The 15,539-nt window shown below is 63.2% G+C and carries 15 protein-coding genes; 5 read left to right on the top strand and 10 right to left on the bottom strand.

The window, feature by feature from the left end; all coding sequences use genetic code 11:
- Nucleotides 1-29 precede the first annotated feature (29 nt).
- The 6 genes from CQ12_RS08035 to CQ12_RS08010 form a co-directional block, all read right to left on the bottom strand.
- The gene (locus CQ12_RS08035; RefSeq protein ID WP_057834773.1) at nucleotides 30-1,010 is read right to left on the bottom strand and encodes a tripartite tricarboxylate transporter substrate binding protein; all 981 of its coding nucleotides are present in this window, start codon (nucleotides 1,008-1,010) and stop codon (nucleotides 30-32) included.
- A 60-nt stretch (nucleotides 1,011-1,070) separates the two neighbouring features.
- Nucleotides 1,071-1,931 (bottom strand): fumarylacetoacetate hydrolase family protein, encoded by an 861-nt coding sequence (locus CQ12_RS08030; protein ID WP_057834772.1) that lies wholly within the window; start codon nucleotides 1,929-1,931, stop codon nucleotides 1,071-1,073.
- Nucleotides 1,928-3,529 (bottom strand): bifunctional 3-(3-hydroxy-phenyl)propionate/3-hydroxycinnamic acid hydroxylase MhpA, encoded by a 1,602-nt coding sequence (gene mhpA, locus CQ12_RS08025; protein WP_057834771.1) that lies wholly within the window; start codon nucleotides 3,527-3,529, stop codon nucleotides 1,928-1,930. Before mhpA ends, CQ12_RS08030 begins: the two co-directional genes overlap by 4 nt.
- An 88-nt stretch (nucleotides 3,530-3,617) precedes the next feature.
- Entirely contained in the window at nucleotides 3,618-4,667 is a 1,050-nt protein-coding gene (locus CQ12_RS08020; protein WP_057834770.1) for an Ldh family oxidoreductase, read from the bottom strand.
- Between the two features lie 2 nt (nucleotides 4,668-4,669).
- Entirely contained in the window at nucleotides 4,670-5,551 is an 882-nt protein-coding gene (locus tag CQ12_RS08015) for an alpha/beta hydrolase (RefSeq protein ID WP_057834814.1), read from the bottom strand.
- Between the two features lie 62 nt (nucleotides 5,552-5,613).
- On the bottom strand, nucleotides 5,614-6,516 hold the full coding sequence (locus CQ12_RS08010; protein ID WP_057834813.1) for a VOC family protein: 903 nt from the start codon (nucleotides 6,514-6,516) through the stop codon (nucleotides 5,614-5,616).
- Between the two features lie 167 nt (nucleotides 6,517-6,683).
- Between CQ12_RS08010 and CQ12_RS08005 the strand changes: the two genes are divergently transcribed.
- From CQ12_RS08005 to CQ12_RS07990, 4 genes are all read left to right on the top strand, one after another.
- Nucleotides 6,684-7,880 (top strand): acyl-CoA dehydrogenase, encoded by a 1,197-nt coding sequence (locus tag CQ12_RS08005; RefSeq protein WP_057834769.1) that lies wholly within the window; start codon nucleotides 6,684-6,686, stop codon nucleotides 7,878-7,880.
- Nucleotides 7,881-8,047: 167 nt separating this feature from the next.
- Nucleotides 8,048-8,779, top strand: a complete 732-nt coding sequence (locus CQ12_RS08000) for a GntR family transcriptional regulator (RefSeq protein WP_057834768.1) — start codon at nucleotides 8,048-8,050, stop codon at nucleotides 8,777-8,779.
- A 198-nt stretch (nucleotides 8,780-8,977) separates the two neighbouring features.
- Nucleotides 8,978-10,075, top strand: a complete 1,098-nt coding sequence (locus CQ12_RS07995; RefSeq protein WP_430642195.1) for an alcohol dehydrogenase catalytic domain-containing protein — start codon at nucleotides 8,978-8,980, stop codon at nucleotides 10,073-10,075.
- Between the two features lie 64 nt (nucleotides 10,076-10,139).
- Nucleotides 10,140-10,682 carry a cupin domain-containing protein gene (locus CQ12_RS07990; protein WP_057834766.1) on the top strand — a complete coding sequence of 181 codons (543 nt, stop codon included), beginning with the start codon at nucleotides 10,140-10,142 and terminating at the stop codon, nucleotides 10,680-10,682.
- A 46-nt stretch (nucleotides 10,683-10,728) separates the two neighbouring features.
- Here CQ12_RS07990 and CQ12_RS07985 read toward each other — a convergent pair whose 3' ends face one another.
- Together CQ12_RS07985 and CQ12_RS07980 are read right to left on the bottom strand one after the other, a co-directional pair.
- Entirely contained in the window at nucleotides 10,729-11,049 is a 321-nt protein-coding gene (locus CQ12_RS07985) for a 2Fe-2S iron-sulfur cluster-binding protein (RefSeq protein ID WP_057834765.1), read from the bottom strand.
- 11 nt (nucleotides 11,050-11,060) lie between these two features.
- Entirely contained in the window at nucleotides 11,061-12,242 is a 1,182-nt protein-coding gene (locus CQ12_RS07980) for a cytochrome P450 (protein ID WP_057834764.1), read from the bottom strand.
- A 138-nt stretch (nucleotides 12,243-12,380) separates the two neighbouring features.
- On the opposite strand from CQ12_RS07980, the gene CQ12_RS07975 reads away from it, so the two are divergent.
- Nucleotides 12,381-13,289 (top strand): LysR family transcriptional regulator, encoded by a 909-nt coding sequence (locus CQ12_RS07975; protein WP_157088055.1) that lies wholly within the window; start codon nucleotides 12,381-12,383, stop codon nucleotides 13,287-13,289.
- Nucleotides 13,290-13,332: 43 nt separating this feature from the next.
- On the opposite strand, the gene CQ12_RS07970 is transcribed toward CQ12_RS07975, so the two are convergent.
- Nucleotides 13,333-14,187, bottom strand: a complete 855-nt coding sequence (locus CQ12_RS07970) for a tripartite tricarboxylate transporter substrate binding protein (RefSeq protein WP_157088054.1) — start codon at nucleotides 14,185-14,187, stop codon at nucleotides 13,333-13,335.
- A gap of 140 nt (nucleotides 14,188-14,327) precedes the next feature.
- Entirely contained in the window at nucleotides 14,328-15,440 is a 1,113-nt protein-coding gene (locus tag CQ12_RS07965) for an alkene reductase (RefSeq protein ID WP_057834761.1), read from the bottom strand.
- Nucleotides 15,441-15,539: the final 99 nt, after the last annotated feature.

Here is a 15,539-nt window from a genome sequence, read left to right as displayed (position 1 = left end):
CGCGCATTCGGTATTGTCGAATATCAAGGTCAGATCCGCGGGATCCTGGCCCTCTCCACCACGTCAGACCATTTTGCGATCTCGGCCGCGACAAGCGCCTTCATTTCCTCCGGTGAACTGCCGCGCACCTCGCCGCCGACCGCCGTTTCAAGCTGCTTCCTGACATTCGGATCGCTCAGCACCTCCAGCGTGACCGCATTCAATCTGGCGATCAGCGCCGGCGGCGTTCCCTTCGGCACCAACAATCCGGCCCAGGTACGAACGTCATATCCCTTCACACCGGCTTCCTCGGCCGACGGCACATTCGGAAGCAGGGGAATCCGCGTCGACGATGTCACTGCCAGGCCGCGAACGGCTCCGCTCTGGATCTGCGGCGCCAGCAGCACGGGCGTGCCGATGACGACCGGCACGTCCCCGCCGAGCAACGCCGTCGTAGACTGGGAGTCGCCGCGATAGGGCACGTGAATTAACTCGATACCGGCCCGCGCATTCAGAAGTTCGCCCGCGAGATGATGGGTGCTCCCAAAGCCGACCGAGCCGAAGCTGAGCCCGCCAGGTTTCTGCCTTGCCATCGCGATCAGGTCCGCCAGCGATTTGGCGGGATGGTCGTCTCGCACCGCGACGACCAGGCCGTAATAGGCGAGCGTCGAGATCATCCCAAAGCTCTCGACTGGTTGAAAGCTCAGGCTCTTGTAGATTGCCGCGGAGATCGCGTGCGCACCGGTGACCAGCCCGATCGTGTACCCGTCGGGCGTCGCCTTGGCGATCGCATCAGCGGCAATGTTTCCGCCCGCGCCCGGCTTGGCTTCGACGATGACGGGTTGTCCCAATTTCCTGGCCAGGCCTTCCGCCACGATGCGAGACATCGTATCGGCCGCCCCGCCGGCGGCAAAGCCGTGGAGGAGACGGACCGGCCTGGAAGGATAATCGTCCGCCAAAACTGTCGTCGCCGGCAGGATGCATGCTGCGGCTATCGTGACGGCTCCCGCAAAGCGCTTCATCCAGTCCATCAATGCACCCTCCCCGTTTTATTTGTTGGCCACCGAGATCGGTGGGTTATGAGCGGCGTTTCATTCATCGATGACGTGATTGCGCAGCACCCCGATCTCCTCGATCTCCACCTCGACGATGTCACCGGGCTTGAGGAATATCTGAGGCTTGCGCGCGAAGCCGACGCCGGCCGGCGTCCCCGTGGCGATGACATCGCCCGGAACGAGATCGAAGATCGTGGAGCAGTATTCGACCAGCCGCGGGATCGGAAAGATCAGCATCGACGTATCGGACGACTGCATCACCGCTCCGTTGACCCGTGTCTCGATCCTGAGCTTTGCCGGATCGCCGATGTCGTCCGGCGTCACCAGCCACGGTCCACAAGGGCCGGTGCCGACAAAATTCTTGCCGGATGCAATCTGCTGCGCATGTCGTTGCCAGTCGCGTACGCTGACATCATTGAAGATCGAGTAGCCCGCGACATGACTCCACGCGTCGGCCTGACTGATATGGCGGCCCGCCTTGCCGATCACGACCGCCATCTCGCCTTCCCAGTCCAAATGGTCCGAGACCTTCGGCCGGATGATCGGCTCATTATGGCCGACCTGCGAACGCCAGACGCGCAGGAAGATCGGCGGATATTCCGTGATCTCGCGCTTCAGGCCCGAGGCCAATGCTTCGTTGTGATGGTCGAGATAGTTGCGGACGACGCAGATGATCTTCTCCGGTCGCGGAATGACCGGCAGGAATTTGACGTCCGAGAGCTTCGGGCCCGGCTTTACGGCGCTGACGATCTCATCGCGCCTGATGTAATCGGTACTGGCGATGAAGTCGGCCAGCGTCGGATAGTGCGGGAGGGCCTTGCCGAGATCGACGACGATCTCTCCGGCGACCGCACCCCAGCTTTCGCGCCCGCCTTCGGAAAACGACAACAGTTTCATGCGTCGATCCTGTCCCTGATGGTTGAATGGAGGTGCCCGTCAAGCAGATCGCTCATCGCGTTCAGGTCAGGCAGTTGCCTCGCGACCGCAAAGACATAGTGATCGGGACGCACCAGGGCGGCCACCAAGCCGTGTTCACGCAACCAGGCTTTCAGGACCCCTCCGGTTTCCACGATCGACCATTCGCCCGCTCCGAGCGACCGAGAGAGCCCTGCCTCCGCCAATGACAGAACCGTGCCGCCCAGCCCGATGATCGTTCGGCGCAATGCTTCGGGAATATCGCGGCGAGCGATGTCGGAAGACACGACCAGGCGGAACGAGGCGCCGACTATATCGTCCAGCAGGCATGGGCCTGCTTCGCGCGCGACTTCCGGCTGCGGAAAGCGCAAGCCGACCGGCGCGCCCTGATCGGAGCAGAGCGCCCCCTCGCCAAGCCCGGGAATGAGGTTCTGCCGATACTGCGTCGCCGGCGGATCGCCCATTTCGCGGAGCAAGCGCGCGTCCCTTTCGATTGCCTTTGCCATATCGAGCTCGCAGATCACGCGTCCCAGCGTTTTCGCTGTTTCGGTGGTCGCCTTCACATGCGCGCGGCGTTCGCGCTGATAGCTATCGAGCAAGTCAGGCGCTGACTGCCCCCTGATCACCAGCGCGAGCTTCCAGGCGAGGTTCGCCGCATCGCGCACGCCCTGGCACATGCCCTGCGCCATGAAGGGCGGCGTCATGTGGGCGGCATCGCCGGCCAGCAGGACCCGACCACGACGCCATTCGTTGGCGACGAGCGCATGGAACACGTAAGTAGTCGCCCGCCAGATCTCTCCGTCCGCAGGCGTCAACCAGCGCCCGAGCAGCCGCCAGATCGCGGCCTCCTGGTTCATCTCCTCCGCCGCTTCTCCGGGCAGCAGCATGAACTCCCAGCGGCGGTGGTTACCGGACCCCACGACATAGGTTGTCGGACGCGTGGGGTCGCAATACTGCACGACGGTCTGCGGCAGCTTGCTCAGGCCGTTGTCGTTGACGAGAACATCAGTGACGAGCCACGGCTCGTCGAAGTCGAGCGTCTCCAGCCCGATGCCCATCAGCTTTCGCACCAGGCTCGTTCCGCCGTCGCATCCGATGACATACCGGGCACGCAGCTTTTCGGCGTCGCCCGAGCCACTGATGATTTCCAGTTCGACCTGGTCGTTATCCTGCCTGAGGCCTGTCAACGCGGTGCCAAGGCGGACATCCACCGTCGGCAGATCCGCCAGCGACCGGCGTATCGTTCGCTCGAATGGCGGCTGCTTGAACATGAAGCTCGGCTGCCAGCCTTGCGGATATGGCGGCGGCAGGGATTCGTACCGCGCGATGAGCCTGCCGTCGGCGCCGCGATATTCGGTCGGAGGATATGGCACGACATATGGCTGTATCGCATCGGCAAGGCCGAGATTCTGAATGACGCGCATGACCTCGTGATCGAAGCTGACCGCGCGCGGCAACGGAAAGATGTCATCCGACTTGTCGATGACGACGGTATTGATGCCGCTGCGACCCAACAAAGCCGAGAGGATGGCGCCGGTCGGCCCCAGACCGATGATCGCCACATCAACAATTCCAGACATCTCGCTGTCTCCACGCACATGGCGGCTAACGCGCCAAATGCGACGCTCATTCTCGATGATCTGTGCGGCACCGCCTCAGCGCTGGCGACTAAGCGAGGCCTTGCGGTACCGCGACGTTCAGTTTTTTCGCAAGCGCAAGCAATCTCGACCGCGTCCCCTGCACCAGCGGCACGCCGGTGCTCGAACGTTTCTCCATTTCGTCGAAGCCGCGTTCGCCGGGCAGATAGACGTCGGAGGATCCGGCGGCCGGCGGCAGGTCCTTGATGGCCGAGCGCAGGCGGTCGACTTCACGCGTGAATTCGTTCCCGAATGCCGATGGATCGAGCGCGGCAACAAGGCCATTGCCACCGGGATCACGCCCTTCCGTCAGCGCAACGCTGATGAGAGGATTCGCCACCATGAGGCTCGCGAGCACCTCGATCATCAAGGAAAGACCGGAGCCCTTGGCACCTGCCATCGGCAGCACCGCCTTGACCTTGCGCGGGTCGGTTGTCCCCTCGCCCTTCTCATCGACGCCCCAGCCCGGCGGAATCGGCTTTCCGGCATCCTTTGCGGCCATGATCTTGCCGATCGCGACCGACGCGGTCGACATGTCCAGCAGCAAGGGACGATCGGGATCGGTCGTCGGTGCGGCAATCGCGATCGGGTTTGTCGACACCCCCTCGGCCCGGGAGCCATGGTAGATCATCAACGGTTTTGAGGCCGTCATGGCGATGGCGACGTGGCCCCTGCGGGCGACCTGCTGTGCGTAATATCCGATCGCGCCGGCATGGGTGATGGCGCGAACCGCGCACCAGCCGATGCCATGCAGATCCGAAAGCTGCGCTGCAGTTCGTGCGGCGAGATTCATCGCGACCGCGCCCGGCGCGCGCTGCGCATCGATGACCGCCACTGCGCCCTTTCCCGAAACCTGGCGCGGCTCGGCCTCGGGGTTGATCAGGCCAAGCTCGACCATTTCGACGTAGCGCGGAATCCGCAGCACGCCGTGTGAATCCGCGCCGCGCAGATTGGCCCAGACCAGCACGTCCGCCGTCTGTTCGGCCTGGTCGGCCGAAAACCCGCCGGCCCCGAGAAGGTCGGCTGCGAAGGTCCGGAGGCTGCCGGCGTCGATCGCGACCATGCCCGAAACTTCCGCCATGCTCAGGCTCCGAGCGGCGAAGGAAAGAACTTGTCGAGCCACCCCTTGATGATCGCCTTGGTGCGCGGCGCATCCTGCGGCGCGAGTGGAAAATGCGACGTGCCGGATATCAAGACAAGCTCGGCCGGCTGGCCGGCCTTTTCGAACATGCGGATCGACTGCTCGGTCGGCGTGATCGTGTCATTGGCGGTGTGGAGAAACAGGATCGGGCGCGGCGCGATGTTGCCTACGACATCATCGGCGCGGAAATTATACATGCTCCATGCCGTCTCGACCGGAATCTCCATGATCGCCTTCGGCGAGAGATTCTTGCGGAGATGTTCGGGAATCGGCACGGCGTCGAAACGGGAGATCCACATGCTCTCGCCCGTTTCCTGCTTCTGGCGGCGGCCCTTGTCCAGAAGGCCGGTGAACTTCGCCCAGGCCTCGGGCGTTGGATGCTGGCCGCGGAATTTTCGTTCGCCATCACCCCAGCCGCAGGAGGAGATCACACAGGCGAAGCGGTCGTCGATGCCGGCCGAATAAACCGAGACAGCCGCCCCAAAACTGTGGCCGACCACGCCGATGCGCTTGGGATCGACCTCTTCCCGCTCGGCGAGGAATGACAGCGCGTTCTTGGCATCAGCCACCTGATCGAAGCAGCGCACCTGCGCGCGCTCGCCCTCGCTCTCGCCGCAGCAGCGAAAATCGAAGCGGAGCGCCACATAGCCCATCTCCTCCAGCATCCGCGCCTGGATTTCAGCGTGGGACTCGTCCTTCGAGCCGACGAAGCCGTGCAGTACAATGAAGGCGGGCAGCCGTTGCCCGGGCTTTCTCGTATCAGGCACGTGCAGAACGGCAGAGAGCTTGAGCCCGTCGGAACGAAAAGAGAGTTTTTCTTGCATCGGCATGGTCCTCGTAGTTCTTTGCCACCTCTCGCGGCCGATCTGGCGGCCGCGGCCGCCGTTCACTTGATGGCGGTGAAGGGGAAATGATGCTGGCGCCATTCGAGCGGCGCAGGCGTGCCCCAGACATTCATGCAGCGCACATTGCCGGGACGCTCGAGGCTGGTAATGACGTTTGGAACGAAGTCCGCATCGTCGGCGATCAGCGCCATCGAGCCCGAGCATTCGACCATCGCGCCGCTGGCATCGGTGTAATAGGCGTAGGTGTTGTCGCCCGGCCGGTGGCGGCCCGGGCCCCACATCATCTGCTTGTCGAAGCGATCGAGGAGATCGCCGAGTTTCAGGTAATCGTTGAACTCCCTGAACTCGAAGGAATAGTGGTGCAGCCCGACCTTGCCGCGGACGACACCCACGATGTGATGCTGGCGGTTGCCGCCATACATCCAGCTCAGGCTGTCGTCGACCATGCGTTCCGATAGGCGAAGGCCGCAGATCTGTTCAAGCTGGCGGCGCGTTGCGGTAGGATCGGGCGATGTCAGATTGAGATGATCCATGCGGTTCGGCCCGACGCCGTGGGTCGGGTACCTTCGCCCATAAATTTGATCGCGCGTCGGTGTATGGATTTCGAAGCGAAGGCCTTCCGGCGTTGCGAAGGTCACGCCCGCGGCCATGCATTTGAGGCTCGGTTCACGCGAGAGGATGCGGCAGCCAGCGCCTTCGACCCGGGATGCCACCTCCCCCACGGCTTCGACGGTGAGCGCCTCCAGCCCGATCGTATGCGTCGCGTTCTCGTCCGAGCGGAGCAGCACCAGCTCGGCGGCGCGGCCGTTGGAGCTCAGCCATGTCTGGCGCTCGTCGGAATAAGTCACATGCAGGCCGAGGATCTCGGTCGCATCCCGCACGACCGCCTCGGGGACGGTCGTATTGATTTTCACATGCCCGATCGCGTGCACCAGATGCTGCATCATTACCTCCCGGCCTCATCGGCGTTTGATGTCCTGCTACCGCATCGCGAGGCACGAGGCAAGGTAATTTCGAACAAAATTGATTATTTCGAAATTTTGTGCGAAGTGCCCAGCCAGCAAGCCGGCGGGGTGACCGCGGGGTCGGGTTCCAAGCATTGGAGAGAGTCATGGCAAGTGCAGGCGGTAGCGGTCCGTTCGTGTGGGACGATCCATTCCTGATCGAGGAGCAGTTCAGCGAAGACGAGCGAATGATTCGGGATACGGCGCGCGCCTATGTGCAGGAGCACCTCGGCCCCCGGGTCCGGCAGGCATTCCGCGATGAGCACACCGATCCGGCGATCTTTCGTGAGATGGGAGAGCTTGGACTGTTGGGCGTAACCATCCCCGAAACGTATGGCGGCATCGGCGCCTCCTACGTCGCCTACGGCCTGATCGCGCGCGAGGTCGAGCGCGTCGACAGCGGCTACCGCTCGATGATGTCGGTTCAATCGTCGCTGGTGATGTATCCGATCCATGCCTATGGCTCGGAAGCACAGCGCCGCAAATATCTTCCAAAGCTCGCCACCGGCGAGTGGATCGGCTGCTTCGGCCTGACCGAGCCGGATGCAGGCTCCGATCCCGGCGGCATGAAAACACGCGCGACAAAAATCGATCGCGGCTATCGGCTCAACGGCGCAAAGATCTGGATCACCAATGCGCCGATCGCCGATGTCTTCGTGATATGGGCGAAATCAGACGCGCATGGCGGGAAGATCCGGGGCTTTGTTCTGGAGAAAGGAATGGCGGGCCTTTCAGCGCCGAAGATCGAGGGGAAACTCTCGCTGCGCGCTTCGGTGACCGGCGAGATCGTGCTCGATGGCGTCGAGGTGAACGAAGACGCGCTGCTGCCGGACGCGGAAGGCCTGTCCGGCCCGTTTGGCTGTCTCAATCGCGCACGCTATGGCATTGCGTGGGGCGCGATGGGCGCGGCCGAAGCCTGCTGGCACGCGGCGCGTCAATATGGGCTCGACCGCAAGCAGTTCGGACGGCCGCTGGCCCACACGCAACTCTACCAGAAGAAGCTTGCCGACATGCAGACCGAAATCAGCCTCGGCCTTCAGGCGGCGCTGCGCGTCGGGCGGCTGTTCGACGAAGGCCGCATGGCGCCGGAGATGATCAGCCTGATCAAGCGCAACAATTGCGGCAAGGCGCTGGAGATCGCGCGGCTCGCGCGCGACATGCATGGCGGCAACGGCATTTCCGATGAGTTCAATGTCATGCGCCACATGCTGAACCTGGAGACGGTTAACACGTATGAAGGCGCACACGATGTGCACGCGCTGATCCTCGGCCGCGCCCAGACCGGGCTCCAAGCCTTTGGTTAACGGGCAAGGAGCCGCGCCGCGGCGTCAGAATGGGACGCACAGGGGCCTGGGAGGGACGAATTAAAGGGTCCCCTCCTCCGTTCTGGACTCTGCCGGCGGCACGGGTGGTTTGATTTTTTCGAAAATCAGCCTATCTTGGCAGTGGACACCGACCAGGAAGGCAATTGATGCGCGAGAAGCTCAAACCGGCAGGCGAAACACGCGCGGCGGACGTGCTGCACCGGATGCGCGCGGACATCATCAGCTGCGCGCTCAAGCCGGGCGCAAAACTCCGGTTTGAGGGACTGCGCGAGATGTATGCCGTCAGCTTCTCGACCCTGCGCGAGGCGCTGTCGCGCCTGGTCGCGGAAGGGCTGGTGATCGCCGAAGACCAGCGCGGTTTTGTCGTTGCGCCGGTCTCGATCGACGACCTCAACGACCTGACCTATGTCCGCGTGCTCGTCGAACGAGAATGCCTCGCGCTGGCCATCAAGAACGGCGACGATGGCTGGGAGGCGGACATCATCGGCGCGTTCCACCGGATGGACCGGCTGCAGACACGGCTTGGTTCCAACTACTATCTGTCGGAAGAATGGGGCAAACTGCACGGCGATTTTCACTTTTCGCTCGTCGCCGCCTGCGCCTCCCCCAACCTTCTGGAAATCCGCCAAAAGCTTTTCGAGCGCGCCCACCGCTACCGGCGGATGTCGTCGCAGTTCAGGACCAAGTGGCGGGCCAAGGATGTCGAGCACAAGATGATCATGGACTCGGTGATCGCGCGCGATGTGCCAAAGGCGCAGGAACTGATCGAACGCCATATTCGCGAGACGACCGAGAACGTCATCAAGCACGCCGGACATCTGTTTGTGGCACACGAAGAGGTCCGCCACGGCCGGCCCGATCACGTCGCGGCTGAATAGACAGCACTTGTAAGCTCCCCGTTCGCTCGACCGGCCAGGGCCGGGAGACGGCTACGCGCGTCCGTCCAACTCAATTACGAAAACATATTGCAATTTCGAAAATATGATGCCACGGTAGATCCCAGAGCGCAGCCGGGCTCTCGCGCCGGCCTGTTCAAAATCAAAAATGGGAGGAAGCCGGTGGCCGTATCTGAAACGATGACCGCTGCCCGGATGCATAAGGTGGGCGGCGAGTTGAAGCTGGAAAAACTGCCGACACCCAAGCCGGGCGACATGGACGTGCTGGTTCGCGTGAAGGCCTGCGGGATCGTGCCGAACCTCGGCAACATCCTTGCGAACTGGCCGACCTGGTTTCCGCACATGCCGCAGCCGCCGCTGCCCGCCGTGTTCGGCCTGGACCCGGCCGGCGAAATCGCAGCAGTAGGCCGGCAGGTACACGGGCTGAAACCGGGCGACCGCGTCTACATCAATCCTGGACGTTCATGCGGTACTTGCCGTCATTGCCGGCGCGGCGATTCCATCGCCTGCAAGCACTACGCATTCCAGGGCTATTTCGGCTTCAGCGAAGATGCGCTGCAGACCTTTGCCGATTACCCGATCGGAGGTTTGAGCGAATACACCGTCGCGCCCTCCTCCGCGATCGTGAAGATCCCCGACATCATGACGTACGAGCAGGCGGCGCGGCTGGGCTATCTCGGCACGGTCTATTCGGCGCTGAAGAAGGCCAATGCCGGGCCGGGCGATACGATTCTCGTCAACGGAATCAGCGGCACGCTCGGGATCGCCGCGGCGATCTTTGGTCCGGCCATGGGCGTCAGGAAGATCCTCGGCACCGGCCGCGACCGCAAGCTGCTGCAGGAAGTCAAGGCGCTCGCGCCCTCGCGGATCGAAGTGTTCTCGATCGACGACGGCAGCGTCACCGAATTTGCCATGAAGCATACGGACGGTGAAGGCGTAGATGCCTTCCTGGATTGCCTTGGGCCGGGCGCCCTGCACGAGACATTCCTGCAAGGCCTTCGCGGCCTGCGCCGTGGCGGCATCGCGGTAGATATCGGAGCCGTCATGGGACCGGTCGCGATCGACGTCCATTGGCTGATGGACCACAACCAGCGCCTCTATGGCTCCGCCTGGTTTACCACGCAGGAAGGACAGGAAATGGCCGACCTCGTAGCCGCAGGCGCGGTGGACCTGTCGATGCTCGAGACGCAAGGACGCAAGCTCTCCGAAGTGAACGAGGCCATCTCTGGCATCGCGCAGCGGCACGGCGGTTTCTCGAACTTCGTCATCTATCCCTGAGCATACGGCAGCTGTCCGCGCGGCGGCTGCCCCGCTCTGACAACGACATTCAAGGAGAGGAAACATGAGTTTCAGACGCGTCGTCACCGGCAAGAACGCCGCAGGAAAATCCGTCGTGGTGAGCGATGGCACCTCGCCGCGCGAGATGGCTCTCAAGCACACGCCGGGATTTGTCTCTGCGCCGATCTGGATGGCCGCCGGCACGCCATCGCTGGCGGCGAACGGCAAGGATCCGATGTCCGTTGCGGGTGCCAGCCTGTTGCCTGCCCCGGGCGGCTCAGCGTTCCTTGTCGTCACCTTCCCGCCGGACAGCGTGATGATGTCGCCGGATTTCGATCCGGCGAAGGCCGGACCCGAGCATGTGGCGGCAGCGCCCGGCATTGCCGAGACCTTCGAGATGGAAAATCCCGGCATGCACACCACGCCGACGGTCGACTACGGCGTCGTGCTCGACGGCGAGATCTGGCTCGAGCTCGACGATGGCGAGACGGTTCACCTCAGGCAGCACGACACCTTCGTGCAGCAGGGTGCGCGGCACGGCTGGCGCAACAAGGGAAGCCGTCCGGCGACCCTCGCCTTCGTGCTCATGGGTGCCAAAGCCGCGTAGGTTTTTGTGCGACAGGCAGCCGTGGCGCATCGCCATGGCTGCCGTTCTACTGCGCGGATGGCACGCGCACGGTCATGCCTTCCATTGCAGCGACGATGCGCACCTGACAGCTCAGACGGCTGTCAGCCGTTCGCTCGGATGCCGTAAAGTCCAGCATCTCATTTTCATGTTCGCCGGCTTCGCCGATATGGCCGACGTAAGCAGGATCGAAGTAGCAGTGACATGTGGCGCAGGCGGCCGCGCCATTGCACTCGGCGACGATGCCGGGCACACCGGCACCAAGGGCCACTTCCATGATGGACTGGTCCGTGGCGGCGGCGACCTCGCGGGTCGTACCATCAGCAGCGACGAAAATGATTGTGGGCATTTGTCCTCCCTTCAGGCATCCCAACGAACGGGCAGCGACACCGGGCCGCGAAACACCCAGCCACGAATGACGGGTGGTGCATCGTCGCGAAGTCGAAGATTGGAGAGGCGCTCGAACAACATCGGCACCACGATCCGGCCGACGGTCTGCCGTGAGACCCAGGTGCCCGCGCAGAAATGCGCGCCGGCACCGAAGGCGAGATGCGACTGCTTGGGCCGGAACATGTCAAACCTGTCCGGCTCGGTGAAACGGCGATCGTCCCGGTTCGCGGCCCCGACGCAGAGCCCGATCTGGACGCCTTCCGGCAATGCAACACCAGCGAGATCCACAGGCCGGGTGACGCGGCGCGGATACATGCCGATCGGCGAAATCCAGCGTATCGCCTCCTCGAACGCGGTGGGCCACAGCTCCGGCCTGGCGAGAACGCTCTCCTTCTGCGCGGAATTTTCGAGCAGGCCGAGCGTTAGCGTGAGGATCGCATCGCGCGGCTCGTTCAACCCGCCGCCGATGATCACCTTGATGTTCGCGCGCATCTCCTCGATCGGCATCGGCGGATCGGCATGCACCATGGAGGACAGTATCGAGGGATTGGGATTGGCCCGATGGTGATCAAGCACCGCTTCGATCGCGGCATCGATGCCGGCGCCAGCCTCCATCGCCTTTCGGTCGATTTCTGCATCACGCGCGTAGTTGCCGGCGCCGTCGATCAGCGATTGGGACCATTCGGCAAGCGTTTGCCACGGCATCGCCTTGAAGCCGATCATCTCCATCAGGCTGAGCGACGCCATTGGTGCTGCAAGCGCCGAGAAGAGATCGGCCTCGCCCGCTTCCCGGAGCGCTCCGATCAGCCGCTCGCAGATCTCGGTGAATTTCGGCGCCCAGTGCTCCTTGATGGTGCCGGGCCGGAAGGACGGCTCAATCGCCTTGCGTCCTGTGGCGTGTGCGGCGCCGTCCTTGCGCATGAAGGTCGGGCCCATCACCTTGTTCACGAGGGACGCGGGGTTGTCGGATGAATAGGTCGCGGGATCGCGCTCGATGCTCATGATGTCGTCGAAGCGCGTCACCAGCGTCAGATTTGCAGCCGCGACGAAGACGGCCGGAGCCGTGTCGCGAACGCGCTTGAAGACCGGATAGGGATCCTCGAGCAGGTCCGTGTACGAGACGTCCGTGATGACAGGTGCGGCGCTTGCCATGTGTCTCCTCCCCGGATTTCGTTTTGGGGAAGGCTAGCGGGCCTGACCCGACCGCTCAATTCGATGGGCTGAATGGAGCTTATCGAAATATTGCATGACCTGTGATAGGCTCGGCTGCGAAGCATGCCGGAGGTGGCCGTGACGATCAGTTCCTCCCTCGATGCGATCGACATCGGGGCCTTGCGCACTCTCGTGCTCGTGTACGATCTGCGATCGTTCTCCGCTGCAGCCGAGCGGCTCGACGTCAATCAGTCCACGATCAGCTACACCGTCGAGCGATTACGCGGCGCCTTTCACGACCCGCTTTTCGTCCGCCAGGGCAATGGCGTCGCCGCCACCGAGCGCTGCGCGGCGCTGGTGCAGTGGGCGCGCGGGACGATCGGCGAAATCGAGGCGCTTGCTTCGCTTGGGGAATTCGACCCCGCCGTCGCGAAAGGCACCGTTACGATTTCCTGCAATCACCATGAACGCCAGACGCTGATCCCGCAGTTCAGCGCGCAACTACGTGCCACGGCACCTCAGGTGAAGCTCGTCCTGCTTGACGCGGCCGGTCACGGCAATCTTCATCTCAAGCAAAACCAGTGCGACATCGTGATCGGTCCGGTCGGCATCGTTGGCGAGAATTTCTATCGGCGGCACATCCTCACCGATCACTATGTCTGCGTGATGGACCGGAGCAATCCGCTCGCGCGCGGCCGGATCACGCTTTCCGCCTATTGCAAGGCGCAACACGTCTTCATAACCCACAATGGCGAATGGCAACCGCTTTATCTCGACGTGCTGAAGGCGAAGGGAATTGTGCTCGAGCCGGTCGTCACGCTGCCAAGTCACGATAGCCTCGAGCGCATCCTTCCCGGCACCCATCTGATCGCCTCGATCCCGCATCAGCTCGCGCGCGCGTCGGGGACCCGCCTGCACATCACGCCGATGCCGTTCCGCGTACCGATCAGCATCGACATGTATTGGAGCGCGAGAACCGCCAGGTCAGGCCTTCACAAATGGGCGCGCGGTCTCCTTGCCGAAGTGGCCAAGGAGAGCGCCGCCTGAGCGAACGTTTCAGCCCATCCTGAAAGGCGACAAGCGGAGCAAGTCACTCGATCTGAATGCCGGCTTTGGCGACGATCCGGCCCCAATTGTCGGAGTCCTGCTTCAGGAATGCTGCAAATTCCTCCGGCGTGCCGCCTCGCGGAATCTGCAAGAACTCCTTCACTTTCTTGCGGAAGTCGGCTCGGCTCGCGATCGTTTGGAGCGCTGACGACAAACGGGTGGTGATCTCGGGTGGCGTACCGGCGCGAGCAAAGATGCCATTCCAGGAATAGAGCGGCACGCCCAATCGAGCCTCCTCGAACGTCGGTACATCAGGCAGCTCTTCGAGCCGTTGACGGGTCGACACCACCAGCGGGCGCAAGGCACCGGAGGTAATGTGAGGAATGGTCGTGGCCGTCACGTCCAGCGAGCAGTCGATGCGTCCGCCCAGGAGATCGTTAAGGCCACCGTCCTTGTAGGGAACGTGGATCATTTTTGCGTCGGTGACCTGAAGCATTTGCAGCATGGCCACATGATTGGCAGAGCCGAGGCCGTAGGACGGATAGGTGAGCTTGTCCGGATTCGCCTTGGCGGCCTGCATCAGCTCCTGGACGGTACGATAGGGCGAGTCGGCGCGCACGACGAGCACGAAGGGCACGTCCAGCAAGTGGATGATCGGCGTGAAGTCCGATGGCTTGAAGGATAGCGTCTTGAAGAGATGCGGATTGAGGATCACCGAGAGGAGCCCGTAGAGCAGCGTATAACCATCGGCCGGTGCGGTGGCCGCCGCCTGGTAGCCGATGTTGGAGCTCGCACCTGGGCGATTGTCCACCCACACCGCCTGCCCCAGTCCGGCATGGAGCTTCTCGGCAATGAAACGCGCCATGGTATCGGCGGAGGTGCCGGCCGGCAGCGTCATGACAAGACGGATCGGCCGCTCGGGATAGCCGGCCTTGGCCAAGGCTCCCCGTCCACTCAGGATCAAGGGAGCCGCAAGAAGAGAGCGGAGAACGGCGCGACGCGAGTGTCCGCGATGAATCGGTTGCACTTGTGTTCCTCCTATTGAGCCGGGGTGGCGTTGTCCTGTTCGTTGTTGTGGTCAAGGAAAGGATAGTCGGTGTAGCCGCGGTGATCGGGCGAATAGAGTTCGTCCTGGTTCAGCGGGTTCATGCGGGCGCCGATCTTCAGTCGGTGCGGCAGATCGGGATTGGCGATGAAGAGCCTTCCGAAGGAGATCAGATCGGCATGGCTCGCGAGCGCCCGTTCAGCCTGCGCGCGGCTGGTAAAGCCGTTGTTGGCCACGTAGAGGCCGGTAAAACCGCGACGCAGCGCCGGATAGTCGAGATCGTGGGTTGCCGGCTCTGCCGTGGTAGAGCCTTCCACCACATCCACGTAAGCGATACGCAGTTCGGTCAACATCTCAAGCGCGGTAGCGAGCAGCTGCGCCGGATCGGAGTCGCGCAAATGATAGATTGTCGGATTGGTCGGTGAGAATCGCACACCGACGTGCTCCGGACTCCAGATCTCGCAGACCGCCTCCACCACTTCGATGAGGAAGCGACAGCGATTTCGCGCCGAGCCGCCATAGGCATCGGTGCGCCGGTTGGCCGAGTCGCGCAGGAATTGGTCGAGCAGGAAGCCGTTGCCCGCATGCAGTTGCACGCCGTCGAAGCCGGCTGCGAGCGCATTCCGCGCAGCCGCGCGATATTCCTCGACAATGCCGGCGATCTCAGCGGCTGACAGTTCGTGCGGCACCAGAAGCGGCTTGCGGCCCTCGGCTGTGCGGACGGTGCCGGGCGGCAGAATGGCCGATGGCCCAACCGGCAGGACGCCGCCGGGTTGCGTCAGCGGATGGGAGTTGCGCCCGCAATGCCAGAGCTGAGAGAAGATACGTCCACCCGCGCGATGCACGGCATCGGTGACCGTCCGCCACCCCGCGACCTGGGCCTCGGTGTAGATGCCGGGCGTGTTCGGCCAGCCCACACCGCGCGCGGAAATCGCAGTCGATTCCGTGACAACGAGTCCGGCCGTCGCGCGCTGCGCGTAGTAGGTGGCGTTGAGAGCCGTCGGCACCCCGCCGGGCGAGCGATCGCGCGACATCGATGACATGACGACGCGGCTGGTAAGGCGCAGCGCGCCCAACGACGCGGGATCGAACAGGCTTGTTGCCATGATGTCTGCCCTGAGAGGCCGCACGCTCTCGGCCGACAGGCAGAATCCCCCTGCCCTCGGCCGTGCCGCACTCTACGACCGGCATCAGACGCTTGCAAA

The organism is Bradyrhizobium jicamae (assembly GCF_001440395.1).
In the GTDB taxonomy this organism is placed as follows: Bacteria; Pseudomonadota; Alphaproteobacteria; order Rhizobiales; family Xanthobacteraceae; genus Bradyrhizobium; species Bradyrhizobium jicamae.
This window is presented reverse-complemented; position numbering and strand designations above follow the sequence as displayed.

Bases quoted from the DNA above. Each gene is read 5' to 3' on its own strand.
- CQ12_RS08035 (WP_057834773.1), bottom strand. From the start codon at position 1,010: ATGGACTGGATGAAGCGCTTTGCGGGAGCCGTCACGATAGCCGCAGCA.
- CQ12_RS08030 (WP_057834772.1), bottom strand. From the start codon at position 1,931: ATGAAACTGTTGTCGTTTTCCGAAGGCGGGCGCGAAAGCTGGGGTGCG.
- mhpA (WP_057834771.1), bottom strand. From the start codon at position 3,529: ATGTCTGGAATTGTTGATGTGGCGATCATCGGTCTGGGGCCGACCGGC.
- CQ12_RS08020 (WP_057834770.1), bottom strand. From the start codon at position 4,667: ATGGCGGAAGTTTCGGGCATGGTCGCGATCGACGCCGGCAGCCTCCGG.
- CQ12_RS08015 (WP_057834814.1), bottom strand. From the start codon at position 5,551: ATGCAAGAAAAACTCTCTTTTCGTTCCGACGGGCTCAAGCTCTCTGCC.
- CQ12_RS08010 (WP_057834813.1), bottom strand. From the start codon at position 6,516: ATGCAGCATCTGGTGCACGCGATCGGGCATGTGAAAATCAATACGACC.
- CQ12_RS08005 (WP_057834769.1), top strand. From the start codon at position 6,684: ATGGCAAGTGCAGGCGGTAGCGGTCCGTTCGTGTGGGACGATCCATTC.
- CQ12_RS08000 (WP_057834768.1), top strand. From the start codon at position 8,048: ATGCGCGAGAAGCTCAAACCGGCAGGCGAAACACGCGCGGCGGACGTG.
- CQ12_RS07995 (WP_430642195.1), top strand. From the start codon at position 8,978: ATGACCGCTGCCCGGATGCATAAGGTGGGCGGCGAGTTGAAGCTGGAA.
- CQ12_RS07990 (WP_057834766.1), top strand. From the start codon at position 10,140: ATGAGTTTCAGACGCGTCGTCACCGGCAAGAACGCCGCAGGAAAATCC.
- CQ12_RS07985 (WP_057834765.1), bottom strand. From the start codon at position 11,049: ATGCCCACAATCATTTTCGTCGCTGCTGATGGTACGACCCGCGAGGTC.
- CQ12_RS07980 (WP_057834764.1), bottom strand. From the start codon at position 12,242: ATGGCAAGCGCCGCACCTGTCATCACGGACGTCTCGTACACGGACCTG.
- CQ12_RS07970 (WP_157088054.1), bottom strand. From the start codon at position 14,187: ATGACGCTGCCGGCCGGCACCTCCGCCGATACCATGGCGCGTTTCATT.
- CQ12_RS07965 (WP_057834761.1), bottom strand. From the start codon at position 15,440: ATGGCAACAAGCCTGTTCGATCCCGCGTCGTTGGGCGCGCTGCGCCTT.